The 13,821-nt window shown below is 56.2% G+C and carries 16 protein-coding genes; 2 read left to right on the top strand and 14 right to left on the bottom strand.

Going from position 1 to position 13,821, the window contains the following annotated elements; all coding sequences use genetic code 11:
• Window positions 1–55: 55 nt before the first annotated feature.
• The 10 genes from LH86_RS07275 to LH86_RS07230 all read right to left on the bottom strand — a co-directional run bounded on the left by LH86_RS07275 (window position 56) and on the right by LH86_RS07230 (window position 8,925).
• Window positions 56–1,966: a BglG family transcription antiterminator gene (locus tag LH86_RS07275; protein ID WP_039299715.1), complete on the bottom strand. Its 1,911-nt coding sequence runs from the start codon at window positions 1,964–1,966 to the stop codon at window positions 56–58.
• A gap of 46 nt (window positions 1,967–2,012) precedes the next feature.
• Window positions 2,013–3,164: a lactonase family protein gene (locus LH86_RS07270; protein WP_039299713.1), complete on the bottom strand. Its 1,152-nt coding sequence runs from the start codon at window positions 3,162–3,164 to the stop codon at window positions 2,013–2,015.
• A 154-nt stretch (window positions 3,165–3,318) separates the two neighbouring features.
• Window positions 3,319–4,059, bottom strand: a complete 741-nt coding sequence (gene dagF, locus LH86_RS07265) for a 2-dehydro-3-deoxy-phosphogluconate aldolase (protein WP_039299712.1) — start codon at window positions 4,057–4,059, stop codon at window positions 3,319–3,321.
• 2 nt (window positions 4,060–4,061) lie between these two features.
• Window positions 4,062–5,174: a DgaE family pyridoxal phosphate-dependent ammonia lyase gene (locus tag LH86_RS07260; protein WP_039299709.1), complete on the bottom strand. Its 1,113-nt coding sequence runs from the start codon at window positions 5,172–5,174 to the stop codon at window positions 4,062–4,064.
• The gene (locus tag LH86_RS07255; RefSeq protein WP_039299706.1) at window positions 5,158–6,291 is read right to left on the bottom strand and encodes an amidohydrolase/deacetylase family metallohydrolase; all 1,134 of its coding nucleotides are present in this window, start codon (window positions 6,289–6,291) and stop codon (window positions 5,158–5,160) included. The genes LH86_RS07260 and LH86_RS07255 overlap by 17 nt, the downstream gene beginning before the upstream one ends.
• Window positions 6,292–6,346: 55 nt before the next feature.
• The gene (locus LH86_RS07250; RefSeq protein WP_008453690.1) at window positions 6,347–6,988 is read right to left on the bottom strand and encodes a DUF4310 family protein; all 642 of its coding nucleotides are present in this window, start codon (window positions 6,986–6,988) and stop codon (window positions 6,347–6,349) included.
• Window positions 6,989–6,999: 11 nt separating this feature from the next.
• Window positions 7,000–7,776 carry a DUF4311 domain-containing protein gene (locus LH86_RS07245; protein ID WP_008453692.1) on the bottom strand — a complete coding sequence of 259 codons (777 nt, stop codon included), beginning with the start codon at window positions 7,774–7,776 and terminating at the stop codon, window positions 7,000–7,002.
• Window positions 7,777–7,925: 149 nt separating this feature from the next.
• A complete protein-coding gene (locus LH86_RS07240; protein WP_039289594.1) occupies window positions 7,926–8,222 on the bottom strand; it encodes a DUF4312 family protein in 297 nt (98 codons plus the stop codon).
• A 2-nt stretch (window positions 8,223–8,224) separates the two neighbouring features.
• Window positions 8,225–8,587, bottom strand: coding sequence for an SFCGS family glycine-rich protein (locus tag LH86_RS07235; protein WP_008453696.1), 363 nt, complete (start codon window positions 8,585–8,587; stop codon window positions 8,225–8,227).
• A 17-nt stretch (window positions 8,588–8,604) separates the two neighbouring features.
• Window positions 8,605–8,925, bottom strand: a complete 321-nt coding sequence (locus LH86_RS07230) for a glycine dehydrogenase (protein WP_419656866.1) — start codon at window positions 8,923–8,925, stop codon at window positions 8,605–8,607.
• 475 nt (window positions 8,926–9,400) lie between these two features.
• Between LH86_RS07230 and LH86_RS07225 the strand changes: the two genes are divergently transcribed.
• On the top strand, window positions 9,401–10,033 hold the full coding sequence (locus LH86_RS07225; protein WP_039299700.1) for a CatB-related O-acetyltransferase: 633 nt from the start codon (window positions 9,401–9,403) through the stop codon (window positions 10,031–10,033).
• A 37-nt stretch (window positions 10,034–10,070) separates the two neighbouring features.
• Here the strand turns inward: LH86_RS07225 and cybC are convergent, their stop codons facing one another.
• Together cybC and pmbA are read right to left on the bottom strand one after the other, a co-directional pair.
• Window positions 10,071–10,457, bottom strand: a complete 387-nt coding sequence (gene cybC, locus LH86_RS07220; RefSeq protein ID WP_008453720.1) for a cytochrome b562 — start codon at window positions 10,455–10,457, stop codon at window positions 10,071–10,073.
• A 64-nt stretch (window positions 10,458–10,521) separates the two neighbouring features.
• A complete protein-coding gene (pmbA, locus tag LH86_RS07215) occupies window positions 10,522–11,874 on the bottom strand; it encodes a metalloprotease PmbA (RefSeq protein WP_039305980.1) in 1,353 nt (450 codons plus the stop codon).
• Window positions 11,875–11,973: 99 nt separating this feature from the next.
• Here pmbA and yjgA point away from each other — a divergent pair, with 99 nt between their 5' ends.
• Window positions 11,974–12,528, top strand: a complete 555-nt coding sequence (gene yjgA / locus LH86_RS07210; protein ID WP_008453724.1) for a ribosome biogenesis factor YjgA — start codon at window positions 11,974–11,976, stop codon at window positions 12,526–12,528.
• Window positions 12,529–12,585: 57 nt separating this feature from the next.
• Here the strand turns inward: yjgA and LH86_RS07205 are convergent, their stop codons facing one another.
• Together LH86_RS07205 and LH86_RS07200 are read right to left on the bottom strand one after the other, a co-directional pair.
• Window positions 12,586–13,215 (bottom strand): LysE family translocator, encoded by a 630-nt coding sequence (locus LH86_RS07205; RefSeq protein ID WP_008453726.1) that lies wholly within the window; start codon window positions 13,213–13,215, stop codon window positions 12,586–12,588.
• A gap of 71 nt (window positions 13,216–13,286) precedes the next feature.
• Window positions 13,287–13,817 carry a GNAT family N-acetyltransferase gene (locus tag LH86_RS07200; RefSeq protein ID WP_039299698.1) on the bottom strand — a complete coding sequence of 177 codons (531 nt, stop codon included), beginning with the start codon at window positions 13,815–13,817 and terminating at the stop codon, window positions 13,287–13,289.
• Window positions 13,818–13,821: the final 4 nt, after the last annotated feature.

The following is a 13,821-nucleotide window of genomic DNA, read 5'->3' as shown; positions in this document are numbered from 1 at the left end:
CACTGAACTCCCCCTATCCCTTCCAGGGAGAGGACCGGGTGAAGGTCAACAGCGATTACAGCTTACTCAGGCACTCCATCGCCACCGCTTTAAAACTGTCAAAATTCTTACTCTCGCGAAGCCGAACCATCGCTCGCTCACGCAGGAACGTCACAAACAGGTCGTAAATCGCCATCGCCTCTTCGTATTCGCTTTTGCTAATCGCCAGCAGGAAGATCACGTGCGCAGTCTCATCGCCCCAGCTAATACCGTGCGGCGCCAGCACGGTGTAAACCACCGTTTTTTTCGCCAACAGGCCCAGCGAGTGCGGCAGCGCAATGCCCTCGCCCAGCATCGTGCTGACAATGGCCTCGCGCTCCACCACCGACGGATGAAAATCTGCATCAACCACGCCTTCCCGCTCCAGCTGCTCGCAGAGCGTCAGGAACAGCTGCTGCTGAGTCATAGGTTGATCGATAATGCGGAAATGGCTGGCATCGAAGAATTTCTCCAGCATGTAAGGCCTTGTTCTGTCCACCAGCACCAGCTTACCAAGCTGCTCGAGCTGATAATCCGTCGGGAACGGCGCCATCACCACCACCGGCTTTTCTTTCTCATTTATGCGCGCCGTGCTGATCACAAAGTCCTCATCCACGGTTTCAAGCTGCTCGTAGTCGCGCAGAGAGATTATGTTGGTCACTTCCACCTGGGGATATTTACGCAGCAGCATGGCCTGCAGCATACGCACCGTGGAATTCCCCGTATCGCAAACCATCAGCACGCGAGGATGACGCTGGTAGCCAATGTTGTAATGACGTTCCAGGCCTACCCCGATGTGCAACACCAGAAAACCAATTTCGTTTTCGCTGATGGCGTAAGGGGTATATTTTCCCCAGCTTGAGACCGCCGCCAGCGTCATGTCGTAAGCCAGCGGGTAATGCTGTTTGATGTTAGCCAGCAGTGGATTCGGGATGTTTATCTGGTAGCGCACCCGGGTGATCATCGTCTTGATGTGGGTAAGCAGATCGGCGTGCAGCTGCTCGTCGCTAAGAAGATTGTAGTTATAGTGGGTGTTGATGTAGCGCAGGATATAGTTAACCAGCGCCTCGTCATCGTCGGCGCTGATCGCGCTCGGCGCCACTTCCTGCACCTGCCGCGAGGCGATATGCACCTGCAGCCACTGCTCTTCAGCTTCGGAAAGCGGTTTACCCGCCAGCTGCTGAAGAAGAGCGGCGATCTGTCTGGCCGCCTCTTTCACCTGGACATCAACGTTATCCGCCATAAATTCCGGTAGCGGATAACCTTCACTGATGCGGCGAACCGCCACCGAACAATAGAGGCGAATAAACTGCTCGCCTTCATCGGTCAGGCGGATGTGGCAGCGGGTAAAACAATCGTGCAGCGAACCGGCGAGCAACTCCGGGACACCCGCGTTCAGCGCTTCTTCCGTCAATAACGGATTATCGCTGTCCTCTAAGGTTAACTGCCACAGCAGGTCAGTCAGGCAGGCGCGGATAGCCGTCTCGCTGCCGAACAGCTTCATACCGTGGCGCGGACGTGTCTCAATGGTCAGATGATAGCGGTTAAACCACTCCCGCACTTCGGCCATATCGCTTTGCAGCGTGGCCCGGCTGACAAACCACTCTTCGGCCAGATCTTCCAGCTTCAGTGAAAACGCCGCCGTCAAAAAACGCACCACAAGGTAATGCACGCGTTCTGGCGAAGTGCGAGGAATACGAAGCTGGCGCGGACGATGCTGCACCAGCTCGCCGTAACGCTCAGTATCCTCGATATTCAGTTGATAGCCCGCACCGCGGGTAAGCGTAAACTGAGCCCCGAAGCCTGACATCAGCGCATTAAGCGCCGTAATATCGGCCCGAACCGTACGAGTAGAAACGGACAAACGCCGCGCCAGTTCATCCTGGGGCAGCGTTTCGTTTTGCAGCATCTCAAAAAGCTGAGCCAGCCGTTGATTGGGGAATCTCACTACCGCTTCCTTTGGTTATCGGGGCGTTTAAGCGCCCCGTCCTGCGTTACTTAAACGGGGTGAAGACCATCTGTGACGGGCTTCCCACAGCCGTATAATCGTCGATAAAGGTTAATTTACCGCTGCCCGAAGCCACGCTAAAGCGAGTGATGTTGTCGCTACGCTGGTTCAGGGCATAAAGATGTTTGCCGGTGCTGTCCAGCGTCAGGCCGCGTGGATAGTCGCCTCGGGTCCAGATATCGTCCTGATGAGTAAGCTCGCCGTTAGCGCCCACGCTGAAATGAGCGATGCTGTTATGCAGGCGGTTGGCCACATACAGTTGCTTACCGTCGTGGCTCAGCACCAGGCCCGCCGCAAAGCTCGTGCCCTTATAGCCTTTTGGCAGGGAAGAAATCGTCTTTCCTTCGGTCAGCGTGCCTTTCTCACGGTCGAGTTTGTAATGGGTAAGCGTAGAAGCTTCTTCGTTAATCAACCACAGGCTCGCACCGTCTGCGGCAAAGACAAAGTGGCGTGGCCCTGCGCCTTTTGAGGAGGCGGCGATAAACGGCGGATCGTTTGGCTCCAGCACGCCTTTGGTTTGATCGAAGCGATACTGATAGATCCGATCCAGACCAAGATCGGTAGAGAAGACAAACTTACCGCTCGGATCGGCGGCAATCATATGGGCATGCGGGCCGTTATGATCGCTGGCGGCAAAGCTACCTTCCACCGCAGCGTCTGGTTTTGCCGCCCCCGGCTCACCGCTGTCCTGATGCTTGTCGCTGGCTTCCTGCAGGCTACCGTCTGCGTTAATCGGCAATACGGCGATTGAGCCACTCACATAGTTAGCCACCAACAGGTGTTTGCCCTGCGGCGTCAGGGACAAGTAGACCGGGCCCGCGCCGCCGGAAGAAACCTGATTCAGCTCGGTCACACTTCCGTCGTCGCCGACACGCAATGCCGCCACTACGCCTTTCTCTGCTTCGCTGGCTACGTACAAAGTTTTACCGTCCGGTGACGCGGTGAGCTGCGCGGCGTTTGGCAATGAGTTGACCAGCGTTTTCTCGCTAAGCGCGCCGGTTTTGGCGTCAACCTGGAAGCGATAAAGCCCTTCGCCGTTCGGGTTGTAGGTGCCAACCCAGGCGTAATGACTTTGCGCCGCGCTGTTGCCAGCGGCGAGTAAGGCAAATGAAGCAACAAGCAGAGTGCGTGCAGACATGCGTTTGTCCTCGAAGTGTGGTTGATGAGGATTATACCCTCACCCTAACTCTCTCCCTAAAAGGGAGAGGGAATCTTTCGTAATCACATCTATCGTTCCTTTCCCCCTCGCCCCTTTGGGGAGAGGGCCGGGGTGAGGGGAAACAGCGAGCGCTTTACCCCACCAGCTTCTTCGTCATCGCCAACAGCGTGGCAACATCCGCCGGGCGCGTATTGCCGCTGGCCTTGTCGATAATCGAGCTGTAAATATGCGGGATCACTTTGCTGACGCCAGCATCCAGCGCAATCTTCAGGATCTCCTCGTAGTTCTCAAGATCGATACCGCCGGTTGGCTCGAGCCAGAAGTCATGCTTCGCACAGGCTTCGACAACCGCCTGATACTCTTCGCGACAGTCCAGCCCGCCCATCGGGAAATATTTGATTGAGCTGCCGCCCATATCCTTCAGCAGCGCAATGGCCGTTTCGACAGGCACGATGCCGTCTGCCGCGCCAGAGCTTAACGGGCCGGTGGAGATTTTTACCATCCCGACGGTGCCGGTCGGTGAAACCAGGCCATTGACCACGCTCTCGTTCTGGCCCAACAGCGCGCGGCTGGTGCCCACGCCGGTAAACACCTGGTTGACGTGCTGGGGCTGTATCTGGCCGGAGATTTCACTCACCATGGCAGATTGATTCGGATCGCCTGCGCCGAGGCCAACGGAGAGCGCGTTGTCGATGAGCGCCGCGTAATCACGCATATCGGCGACCGCACTTGCTACATCCGGGTAGTTTTTAGATAACACGCCGACCAGCACGTGACCTTCCGCCGCCTCGTAAATCTCTTTGGCGTTTTCTTTAGAGCCCGCAAGGACGTTCAGGCACACACGGTCACGGTAAAAATTCGGGGTCAGTTTCATGCTTATTTCTCCTTGTTTACCAGCGTTTTGATGCAGCGGTAAATAATCTCCAGCTGTGCCGCGCTTACGCTGCGCACATCCGCTTCAATAATGCCTTCGTTGGCCTTGTAGCCACGGAAGTAGATGGCGTATTCGCCCTGCTTCAGCTTGCTGACCAGCTCGCCGGTGCTGATGCCGACGGTCGCTTCATCGAACTTGATTTCGCTGCGGGCGATATCGCGGCCAGCGGCGTCCCACACCACGCGAGCGGTAACGCCGTTCAGCGTGTTCAGGCTGTCGATAAACGGCGTCATTTTGGCGACCATTTCGGCCCCGCTCTCTTTGGCCGCGCTCAGGTAATGTTCAATCGCGCAGGTCAGGCCGAGAATGCCTTCTTTGCCGACTTTCATCGCGCGCCCGATGCCGCCAGTTTGCAGCTTAACCCACTCGACGTACTGCTCTTTGCCTATAACCAGCCCGCTGGTTGGGCCTTCAATAGCTTTCGCCCCGCTGTAAATCACCAGGTCAGCCCCGGCGCGGTAGTAGCACTGCAAATCTTCTTCCGCCGCAGCGTCAACAATCAGCGGCAGGTTGTGCTTACGCGCCACGACAACGGCCTGCTCAACGCTGAGCATGCTTTTCTGCACCGAATGGTGGGATTTGATATACAGAATGGCCGCCGTGCGGGGAGAAATAGCCGCAGCCAGCTGATCCGCTGAACATTCGTTGGCGTAGCCCGCCTCAACGATTTTGCCGCCGCCCAGGTTCACCATCGTGCCGACCGGCGCGCCAAAGTTAACGTTGTGGCCCTTCGGCAGCACAATCTCGTTGTTCTCCAGCGGGGCCGCATGCAAGTTTTCGATCAGCCATTGATTGTCTTTGACCAGCACCGCAGCTACGGACTGGGCAATACCGGCAGAAGCGCAGGACACCACGGTCGCCGCTTCAACGTCGAGCAGTCCGGCAATGTAGGCGCCGGTCTTGTTCACCAGATCTTTCATTTCGAAGTAGTGATTCATGCCGGTGGTGACCGCGTCCACCACTTCCGGGCGAGGCGTAGACACACCGAGGGCAGTCATGCGGCCAGATGCGTTAATCACCTGTTTTAAATTGTATTTTTCATAGATCGAAGACATGTTCAGCTTTCCCTTGTTCGGTAGTAAACCATTTCCCGGCGCGCACTGCGGCCAGCGCCACCAGCGCCTGGTCACCCGTCAGCGTTTGCTGCTCTGCGTCGGTAAATACCGTTGGCTGGCGGCGCAGCTCAAAGACGGTCAGATCGCCATCCAGCCCCACGGCCAGACGACCTTTATTTTTCAGACGTAATCCATCGGCAGCGTGAGCGGTCACGCAATCGATCACCTGAGGCAATGACAGGCCAATGGAGAGGAATTTCGACATCACTGCGCCGAGTGAATGCACCGGGCCGCTGATGCGGTTGCGGCAGTAGATATCCGAGCTGATGCTGTGCGGCAGAATGCCCTGTTGAATAGCGACACGCGCCACGTCAAAACTAAAACTGGCGGTGCCGTGCCCGACATCCAGACGCACGCCGCGCTGAATAGCCTGCGCCACGGAGGCTCTCAGTTGCCCGGCAGGATTGAGAATGCGGTTCGGCTTGCCGTTGTAGCAGTGGGTGATGATATCGCCGCTGGTCAGCAGCTCGGCAACTTCATCGAGGTCCGGCGGGTTGTTGCCGATGTGCACCATCAGCGGCAAATCACCATTTTCTTTCTGGATAGCCTTGGCGCGCACCAGCGGCGTAATGCCGTTGTCACCCACCACGCTGCTGCTCATACGCGCCTTTAAGCCCACGATAAAGTCCGGGTGGCGCTTCACCGCGCCGCGTACGGCGTCAGCGTCAATATTCGCCATATTGGACAGCTCGTTCTGGGCAATCAGACCCACGCGGGAGATGTTCAGCAGCGCATAAACTTCCGTCGCTGCGCTGCGGGTGATTTGATAGAAATCGTCGACGTCATCGGCGCCGGTACTGCCAGCGTCAACAACCGTGGTCACGCCGGTATGAATCCCTACGCTGTCAGGTTCGTCGTGGTAAATCGGGGACTTGGGATAACAGTGAACGTGGGAGTCAATCCAGCCGGCGCTGACGTAGTATTCGCCGTTCAGCTGGCGCTCTTCAGTTGCCTCGCCGGTTATCTTGCCTAAGGCGGCAATTTTGCCGTCCTTCAGGGCGATATCGATCACGGTATCGTCCACCAGCCGCGCCTGGCGCAGGATCAGGTCAAACATATCTTTCTCCTTAACTGGCGGATGAGCCGCAGCCCGTCCGCCCTGGAAATACTGCTTACAACGCTACCGGGAAAATGGAGCCTAAAATCATTGCGCCCAGGATCGCCCCGCCGGTGATCGGTTTGCCCCAGAGGTAAAACAGCAGAGAACCGATCAACGAGCCGATGCCGATAGGAATCGAAGCCGTCATGGCGCTGAGGATAATCAACGGCCCAAGGAAGCGGCCGGAAGCGTTACCCGCGCCCATCATGACGTCCGCCCCGTAGGTGGAGTCGCTCTGATTGATGGTGAACTTACGCGCCAGAATGATGATGTAGCCAATGGCCAAACCAATCACCAGGCCGGTCACCAATGACGCCGCAAAGTTTGCCACCGGGAAGACAAAGCCCGCGCCCAGCAGCAGCGCCGGAACGCCAAGGCCTACGCCGGTTTGAATCGCCCCACCGATATCCAGGATCCCGACCAGAGAGCCTTCGATGATGCGGGCAAACAGGAAGCTGGCGCCGAAAGCCGCCACCGCGCCGTAAACGCCGGTATCAATCCCGGACTTCAGCATCGCCACGAAGGCGACTTCGTTAAACGCGCCGATGCCGTACAGGTAGTACATGTGTGTCCCGGCAAACACGCCGGAGGAGAGCAGGCCGACAAAGATCGGGAATGACCAGTCCGCGTACCAAAAGCCTTTATTCTGTTCCATGCGTTATCCCCTTATTTGCCGCTCAGCGAGTTATGCAGCAGATCCAGCCAGTTCGGCACGGTCATGTGGAAAGACTCAATCATCTTCATGTCGAACCCGCGGAAGAAGGCACTCAGCACAAACAGGGCCACGATAGCCGTCATCATCACTTTGGTGACGCGGTGCCAGCCGCTTTCTTCAACACCTTTACCGATCAGGATGCCGAGCACCAGCCCAGGAACGGCGTTGCCCATGATCAACTGCGCTGCGCCGCCAAAAATGGTTGCCCAGAATCCGGATTTTTTACCCGCGTCGATAGCCGCCAGCCAGAAAATCACCGGCATCACGGTGTTCACCAGCAGGTTAGCCGCAGGCACCAGCACTTTGACTGCCGTGACCTGAAGTGCCGCTGGCACCGCAGAGGCCGTAGAGTTCAGGAACGCCACCACGATCATGCCGATGATGCCGCAGGCGATAGCCATTTTTTTCGGGTCGTGGAGGGTTTCCGCCACGTTACGGTTCTTCACCATCAATGCCGCCGCGCCCCAGTTAGGGATGATGCGGTGGTCAACGTCCTGGGTGAATGCCCCCGCCGCGACGGAAGATGCCCAGGCGTTAAAGAAGAAGCCAAGCCCAAAGGAGAAGTGAGAAGCCGGGTCCCCTTCGCAGGAGTTCAGCTCGCCGAGTGTACGAAATGCGCCCATGCCCTGAGAGGTTGGCGCATGGAACATACGCGCGGCCCCGGCACCAACGCCCACACCGACGAGGCCGCCGATAATGAGTGATTTGAATAATATGATTAAGAACATGTATCTGCCCTTTTCTACCCTGCTTATCTGTCGCTGTAGCCGCGTTAGCTGCGCTCAGTCACCCGAATCACTTACCCAAGTAAGCTCATCGGACTGCCTTCCCTTGCTGCCTTGCTACAACACCAGCTAATTGGGTATAAATGTTTGAATTAATTAGAGACGAAATCCACCTCATCGAGGTTAAGAGCCGTCACGTTGACGGAAACATCCAGCTCCACGCTGTAGCTCCGCCTTTCCCGGCGCAGGAAGAAGAACAGAAAAGCTTCTTTGCGCACCCTGACCTGCGCCTGAACAACCTGCACGTCCTGTGGCTCAATGCGCAAAAGAATGTGGTTGGTGGATTTCAGCACCGTGCCCTGAACGTGATTCAGGGCGTCGGAAAAGGCTTTGGCTTTAGTATCGCCGCGCCCGCTAACTCGCACCGTGGTAGCGAATTTTTCTTTCATACTTAACTGCCGTACTTCTTGTTCCACGCCTGTACCAGGCGCTCACCCAGCTCTTCTTTGTCCATAAAGCCAAAGCCAAGCACGTTGTTGCCTTCGTTAATCGCCGTCACGCCTTCATCAACGGAGCGCATGCCGTACTTAGCTTTGTAGCCGTGTTTGGTTTGTGCAGTAATGGCGCCCGCGCCGCCGCTGCCGCAGAAGGAGATACCAAAGGTGGCGTTTTCTGCTTTCATCACGTCGCCCAGCTTCATGTCGGCGGCGACGCCTGGAATAACCACGGCGCGACCGCCCGCTTTTTCGATCCCTGCTGCAACTTTCTGGCCTTTGCCCAGACGGTCACCAATGACTACGGTAATTTGTTCCATTGTTTTCTCCTGATTATTCAAAGATTGTCTTTCGCCACTTCGAAATGCACTGACAGCAACCACGCTTCTTCTACCGGCAGATTCCCGAACTGATCGACCACCGCCTGCGCCATTTCCATCGACTCCGCGGAGATCTCCTCGAACAAGCTCTCTTCCACTTCTGGTAACGGCTCTCCGGTCAGAGAGCGATGAATCATCGCCTTCACGTGAGAGGCCAGCATTTGTTCCTGTACCGCGTTAGGCGTGATGTGCTTACTTTTGAACAGCGCGTCAATAAAATCCTGAATACGCGCCGTTAACTCCTCGGCTTCATTAACCATTACCGCTCCGTTATTCACCCTGGGTACCTCGTTAACTAATCTGTTTTTTAAGCTACCTGGCGGGGGGAAAGGTTTGTAGCGAGTTGTTTTCCACTTCGAAGTGGAAATCGCGGCGGCAATAGTGATCTGTTCCACATAAAGAGCCGGAATGGCGCTTTTCCGCTGGCTTACCGTGAATTAGCTCACATAACCGGGTGATAAAACGTCGTTTTTCCAGCGGCGTTTTTTGTTTGAAAGTGTGATGAAAGGACCGTTTTACCGCCATCATTGGCGTTGCTTATGACGAACAAGGAAGGAAAAAAGTTTACTCTGCGGCGCGTGGTGTTAAGGTTGGCGAGTCTTAAATACAGGTTTTAACGTCATGCTGCTCGCCGCCATACTCAACAATCCTCTGCTAAAACAGCCGCGCATCGCTTAGCGCGCTCACACATTCCCGTCTGCAATTTGAAACGGAACCTTGTTCCGTGGGTACACTTTTGTTGTGAGAAAAAACATGTCAAAGACTGAAAAGCACTGGTCTCAGGTCGAGTACCTGCACGAAACGGTGACCAACCCCAATATTCATATCAAAGGCCAGCACAGTTATTACAGCGACTGCTGGGATAGCGGTTTTGAGCGCAGCGTGGTGCGCTACCTGCAGGGCGACGCGGTAAGTCGGGAGTGGGAACCGATTGGCGAACTTGACCAACTGTGGATAGGTGATTACGTCTGTATTGCCGCCGAGGCGGTGATCCTGATGGGCGGCAACCACACGCACCGCAGCGACTGGTTTTCCCTTTACCCCTTTATCGAGACCATCAAAGACGCCTACCGCGCCAAAGGCGACACGACGCTCGGAAACGGCTGCTGGATAGGCATGAGGGCGATAATTATGCCCGGCGTGACCATCAGTGAAGGCGCGATTATTGCCGCTGGCAGCGTGGTGACGAAAGACGCCGCGCCTTACAGCGTCGTCGGCGGCAACCCGGCTAAACCGATCGCCCTGCGTTTCGAACCCGAGATGATTGAGCGGCTGCTAAAGCTGCACATTTACCAGCTAAGCGACGAGCATTTTCAGGCTATTCGGCCCCTGTTGAGCAATAACGATATTGATGCGCTGGAACGCGCGGTGAGAGCACTGCGGTAAAGAGAGCGGGCGGGAATAACCCGCCCGTTTTTAAATCTTAGCGAAACTTCTTGTGGTAGGTATCGCGAGTGGTTTTGAAGTCAGCGGCAGCAGCCTGAGCTTCTGTCACTTTGCCTTCGTTGGCCAGCTTCAGCGCACCGTCAATCTGGCCCACGAGAATATCAAACCCGTGGCGGTACTCTTTCATGTTGGCGCTGTCGGCCGCTTCATTTTCCAGCTTAGGCGGGGTGCCTTTCTGCGCATCCAGAGCCGCTTCACGCATATTGCCCAGTGAAGTTTTCAGCTCGGCGGCGTCTTTGGTGCTCAGCACGGTCTTGTAGTTTTTCGCGATAATGTCCATGTCGTCACCGACATCTTTGGCAAACGCAGCGCCGGACAGTAACACGGATGATACGGCTAACATTGCAATCAGTTGCTTACGCATTTACTCACCTTTCCTTTATCTTTTTTATATGAGAAACGGGCGCGGCAGGGCGCACCACATTGCTTTACTGACCGGCTATCTTCATCTCCGGAAGTAAGACTGAACCACACTGAATGTTGCTACGTGTTTCTATATCGTTGCCAATAGTAACTATCTCGCGCCACATGTCCTTCAGGTTACCGGCGATGGTGATTTCGCTCACCGGATACTGGATCTCACCGTTCTCAACCCAGAAGCCCGCCGCACCGCGAGAATAGTCGCCGGTAATGCCGCTCACGCCCTGCCCCATCAGCTCGGTCACCACCAGCCCGGTGCCCATCTGTTTCAGCATTTCCTCAAAGCCCAGGCCCTGGCCGGCGATGCGCCAGTTGTGGATACCGCCCGCGTGGCCGGTGCTTTTCAGCCCCAGCTTACGTGCGGAATAGTTGGTCAGCAGCCACTGCTGCAGCACGCCATCCTTGATGATGTCGCGGCGTTCAGTGCGCACACCTTCGCTGTCGAACGGCGTGGAGGCCAGGCCTTTCAGCAGGTGCGGATGCTCTTCAATGGTCAGCCAGTCCGGCAGGATTTGCTTGCCGAGAGAATCCAGCAGGAAAGTTGATTTGCGGTACACAGCGCCGCCCGCAATCGCGCCAACCAGGTGACCAAACAGCCCGGTTGCCACTTCATTAGCGAAAATCACCGGCGCTTTCATGGTAGAAAGTTTACGCGGAGACAGGCGAGACAGCGTGCGGCGCGCGCAGTCGGCACCTACCCACTCGGGTGATTTCAGGTCTTCCATCGCGCGACCGATGGTGTAGGCGTAATCGCGCTCCATATCACCGTTTTCTTCGGCAATTACGCAGCTCGAAAGGGAGTGACGGGTGGAGCAGTAGCTCTGCAGCATGCCGTGGCTGTTGCCGAAAACTTTGATGCCGTAATGGCTGTTAAAGCTGCCGCCTTCGGTATTGGTAATGCGTTTGTCCACGTTCAGGGACGCGTTTTCCGCTCGCGCGGCAAGCTCAATGGCGCGCTCCGGGTCAATTTCCGCTGGGTGGAAGAGATCCAGATCGGGTGCGTCAAAGGCCAGCAGTTCTTTATCCGCCACGCCAGCATAAGGGTCCGGCGAGGTATAGCGGGCGATGTCCAGCGCGGCCTGCACGGTACGGGCAATAGCATTCGGGCTCAGATCCGTGGACGAAGCGCTGCCTTTGCGATTTTGATGATAAACGGTGATGCCTAGCGCGCCATCGCTGTTAAATTCGACGTTCTCCACCTCACCGTAGCGGGTGCTGACGCTGATACCGGTGGTTTTACTGACCGCCACTTCCGCGCCGTCTGACTTGCCCTTTGCCAGCTCCAGCGCCTGTGAAACCGCCTGCTCCAGAACCTGACGTTGTTGTGCTACTTGCGTGTTTACTTTCATCGCTACTGCCATAATGTAAGGTGAGTCGTTCAAGTCTAACAGGATCAGAACAATTTCGCAGTGCAGGCCCATTGCTGGTAATATCCGCGTCAACTTTTTAAGGAGCCTAATATGACCAAGCAGCCCGAAGACTGGCTCGACGACGTGCCCGATGATGAAAATGAAGACGAAGATGATGAAATTATCTGGGTCAGTAAAAGTGAGATTAAGCGCGACGCCGAAGAGCTAAAACGCCTGGGCGTTGAGCTGATGGAACTGGGCAAAAATGCCCTGGAAAAAATCCCGCTCGACGATGATTTACGTGCCGCCATTGAGCTGGCGCAGCGCATCAAGAAAGAAGGCCGCCGCCGCCAGGTGCAGCTGATCGGCAAGATGATGCGTTCCCGCGACATGGATCCAATCCGTCAGGCGCTCGACAAGCTGAAGAACCGCCACAACCAGCAGGTTTCGCTGTTCCACAAGCTGGAAGCCCTGCGTGACCGCCTGGTTGAAGAAGGCGATGACGCGATGAGCGAAGTGCTGAGACTTTATCCGCAGGCTGACCGCCAGCAGCTGCGCGTGTTAATCCGTAACGCGCAAAAAGAAAAAGCGGCCAATAAGCCGCCTAAGTCCTATCGTCAGATCTTCTCTTATCTTCGCGAACTCGCCGAAGAGCAGGAAAGCTAAGACGCCAGCGCTGGCCTGTTTTCTCCCCGGCCAGCGCTCAATTTCCTCTGACTTTTCTCAGGTCAAATTACTGCGTCGATACAGCGCCACGCCCACCGCCAGCACGGCGAGCATACCCGCACAGCTGCGGTTAACCCAGCGCATCACGTTGGCGGAGAATTTACGCATCGCGTGGCGGCCACCCCAGGCGTAAATCGTCATCATGATGCAGTCAATAATCGCGCTGACCAGCGCCAGAATCATGTACTGCATCGCCACCGGCTCCTGCGGGCGGATGAACTGCGGTAAAAATGCCGAGAAGAACAGCAGCCCTTTGGGGTTGGATAAGCCGACCATCAGCGATCGCAGAAACGCCGTTTTGCCCGTGGCCACTGCCGCCGAAGCGCTCACGCTTAGCGCCTTAGCGGGTGCTCGCCACAGCACGTAAGCCAGATAGACCAGGTAAAGTGCGCCACCCCATTTCACTACCGCAAACAGCTGCTCGGAAGCCTGCAACAACGCGCCCAGACCACAGCCTACCGCGCCAATCAGCAGCAGGTCAGCCAGTACGGCGCCAAGAAAACCGTAGCCCGCAATGCGCATCCCGTAGGTGGCTCCGTTGTTGAGCGCTAAAAGCATCGACGGGCCGGGCGTCACCATGACCGCGCTAACGGCGATGACGTAAAGAAACAGCGTGGTGATATCCATCCATCAAGTCCTGGTAAAAAAATAGATTAGCGCCCGGCGGTCACTGCCTGCCGGGCACCTTAAAACGTTTCTTAAAGCGGGCGTTCCATCACGACGCGGCAGAGCTCGTCAAAAAAGCGGCCATACTGAACGTCATCGATGGACTGTGGATAACTCAACACAATCAGCTGATGATCGGGGATGTCCGCATGGTAAGTCGGATGGTAATGTACATAGTCGTTTTCGCAGAAACCGAGGCTTTGGTAAAAACGCAGCCGCTTATGGGCGATCTCGGTGGTGAGCGGATCGATTTCAAGAATTGTTTGCGGGTAGAGCTGCAAAAACTGGCTCAGCATTCGCTTGCCGTAGCCCTGCGCACGCAGCTGACCGTTCACGGCGAGGTGCTCAATATAGGCATAGTCGCCAAAATCCCACGCGCCGATCATGCCGACAAACTGCTCGCCATCGAACCAGGCCTGCAAGCTGTAGTTTGGGTTGGCAAGTGCGCTAATTTTTGCGGCGGGCTGGCGTTTTTCATGGCGCGGAAAGGCGCTTTCATACAGCTCGTCCACGCTTTCAAAATACGGGGAGCTGCGGTCGGTAATTCGTTTTATCGTTAGCATGGCG

This window comes from Cedecea neteri (assembly GCF_000758325.1).
Taxonomy (GTDB): Bacteria; Pseudomonadota; Gammaproteobacteria; order Enterobacterales; family Enterobacteriaceae; genus Cedecea; species Cedecea neteri_B.
The sequence above is the reverse complement of the archived record's forward strand: the minus strand, read 5'-3'. Positions and strand labels throughout refer to the sequence as shown.

Excerpts from the sequence above, each read along its gene's own strand:
- LH86_RS07270 (WP_039299713.1), bottom strand. The coding sequence starts at position 3,164 with ATGTCTGCACGCACTCTGCTTGTTGCTTCATTTGCCTTACTCGCCGCT.
- dagF (WP_039299712.1), bottom strand. The coding sequence starts at position 4,059 with ATGAAACTGACCCCGAATTTTTACCGTGACCGTGTGTGCCTGAACGTC.
- LH86_RS07260 (WP_039299709.1), bottom strand. The coding sequence starts at position 5,174 with ATGTCTTCGATCTATGAAAAATACAATTTAAAACAGGTGATTAACGCA.
- LH86_RS07255 (WP_039299706.1), bottom strand. The coding sequence starts at position 6,291 with ATGTTTGACCTGATCCTGCGCCAGGCGCGGCTGGTGGACGATACCGTG.
- LH86_RS07250 (WP_008453690.1), bottom strand. The coding sequence starts at position 6,988 with ATGGAACAGAATAAAGGCTTTTGGTACGCGGACTGGTCATTCCCGATC.
- LH86_RS07245 (WP_008453692.1), bottom strand. The coding sequence starts at position 7,776 with ATGTTCTTAATCATATTATTCAAATCACTCATTATCGGCGGCCTCGTC.
- LH86_RS07240 (WP_039289594.1), bottom strand. The coding sequence starts at position 8,222 with ATGAAAGAAAAATTCGCTACCACGGTGCGAGTTAGCGGGCGCGGCGAT.
- LH86_RS07235 (WP_008453696.1), bottom strand. The coding sequence starts at position 8,587 with ATGGAACAAATTACCGTAGTCATTGGTGACCGTCTGGGCAAAGGCCAG.
- LH86_RS07225 (WP_039299700.1), top strand. The coding sequence starts at position 9,401 with ATGTCAAAGACTGAAAAGCACTGGTCTCAGGTCGAGTACCTGCACGAA.
- cybC (WP_008453720.1), bottom strand. The coding sequence starts at position 10,457 with ATGCGTAAGCAACTGATTGCAATGTTAGCCGTATCATCCGTGTTACTG.
- pmbA (WP_039305980.1), bottom strand. The coding sequence starts at position 11,874 with ATGGCAGTAGCGATGAAAGTAAACACGCAAGTAGCACAACAACGTCAG.
- yjgA (WP_008453724.1), top strand. The coding sequence starts at position 11,974 with ATGACCAAGCAGCCCGAAGACTGGCTCGACGACGTGCCCGATGATGAA.
- LH86_RS07205 (WP_008453726.1), bottom strand. The coding sequence starts at position 13,215 with ATGGATATCACCACGCTGTTTCTTTACGTCATCGCCGTTAGCGCGGTC.
- LH86_RS07200 (WP_039299698.1), bottom strand. The coding sequence starts at position 13,817 with ATGCTAACGATAAAACGAATTACCGACCGCAGCTCCCCGTATTTTGAA.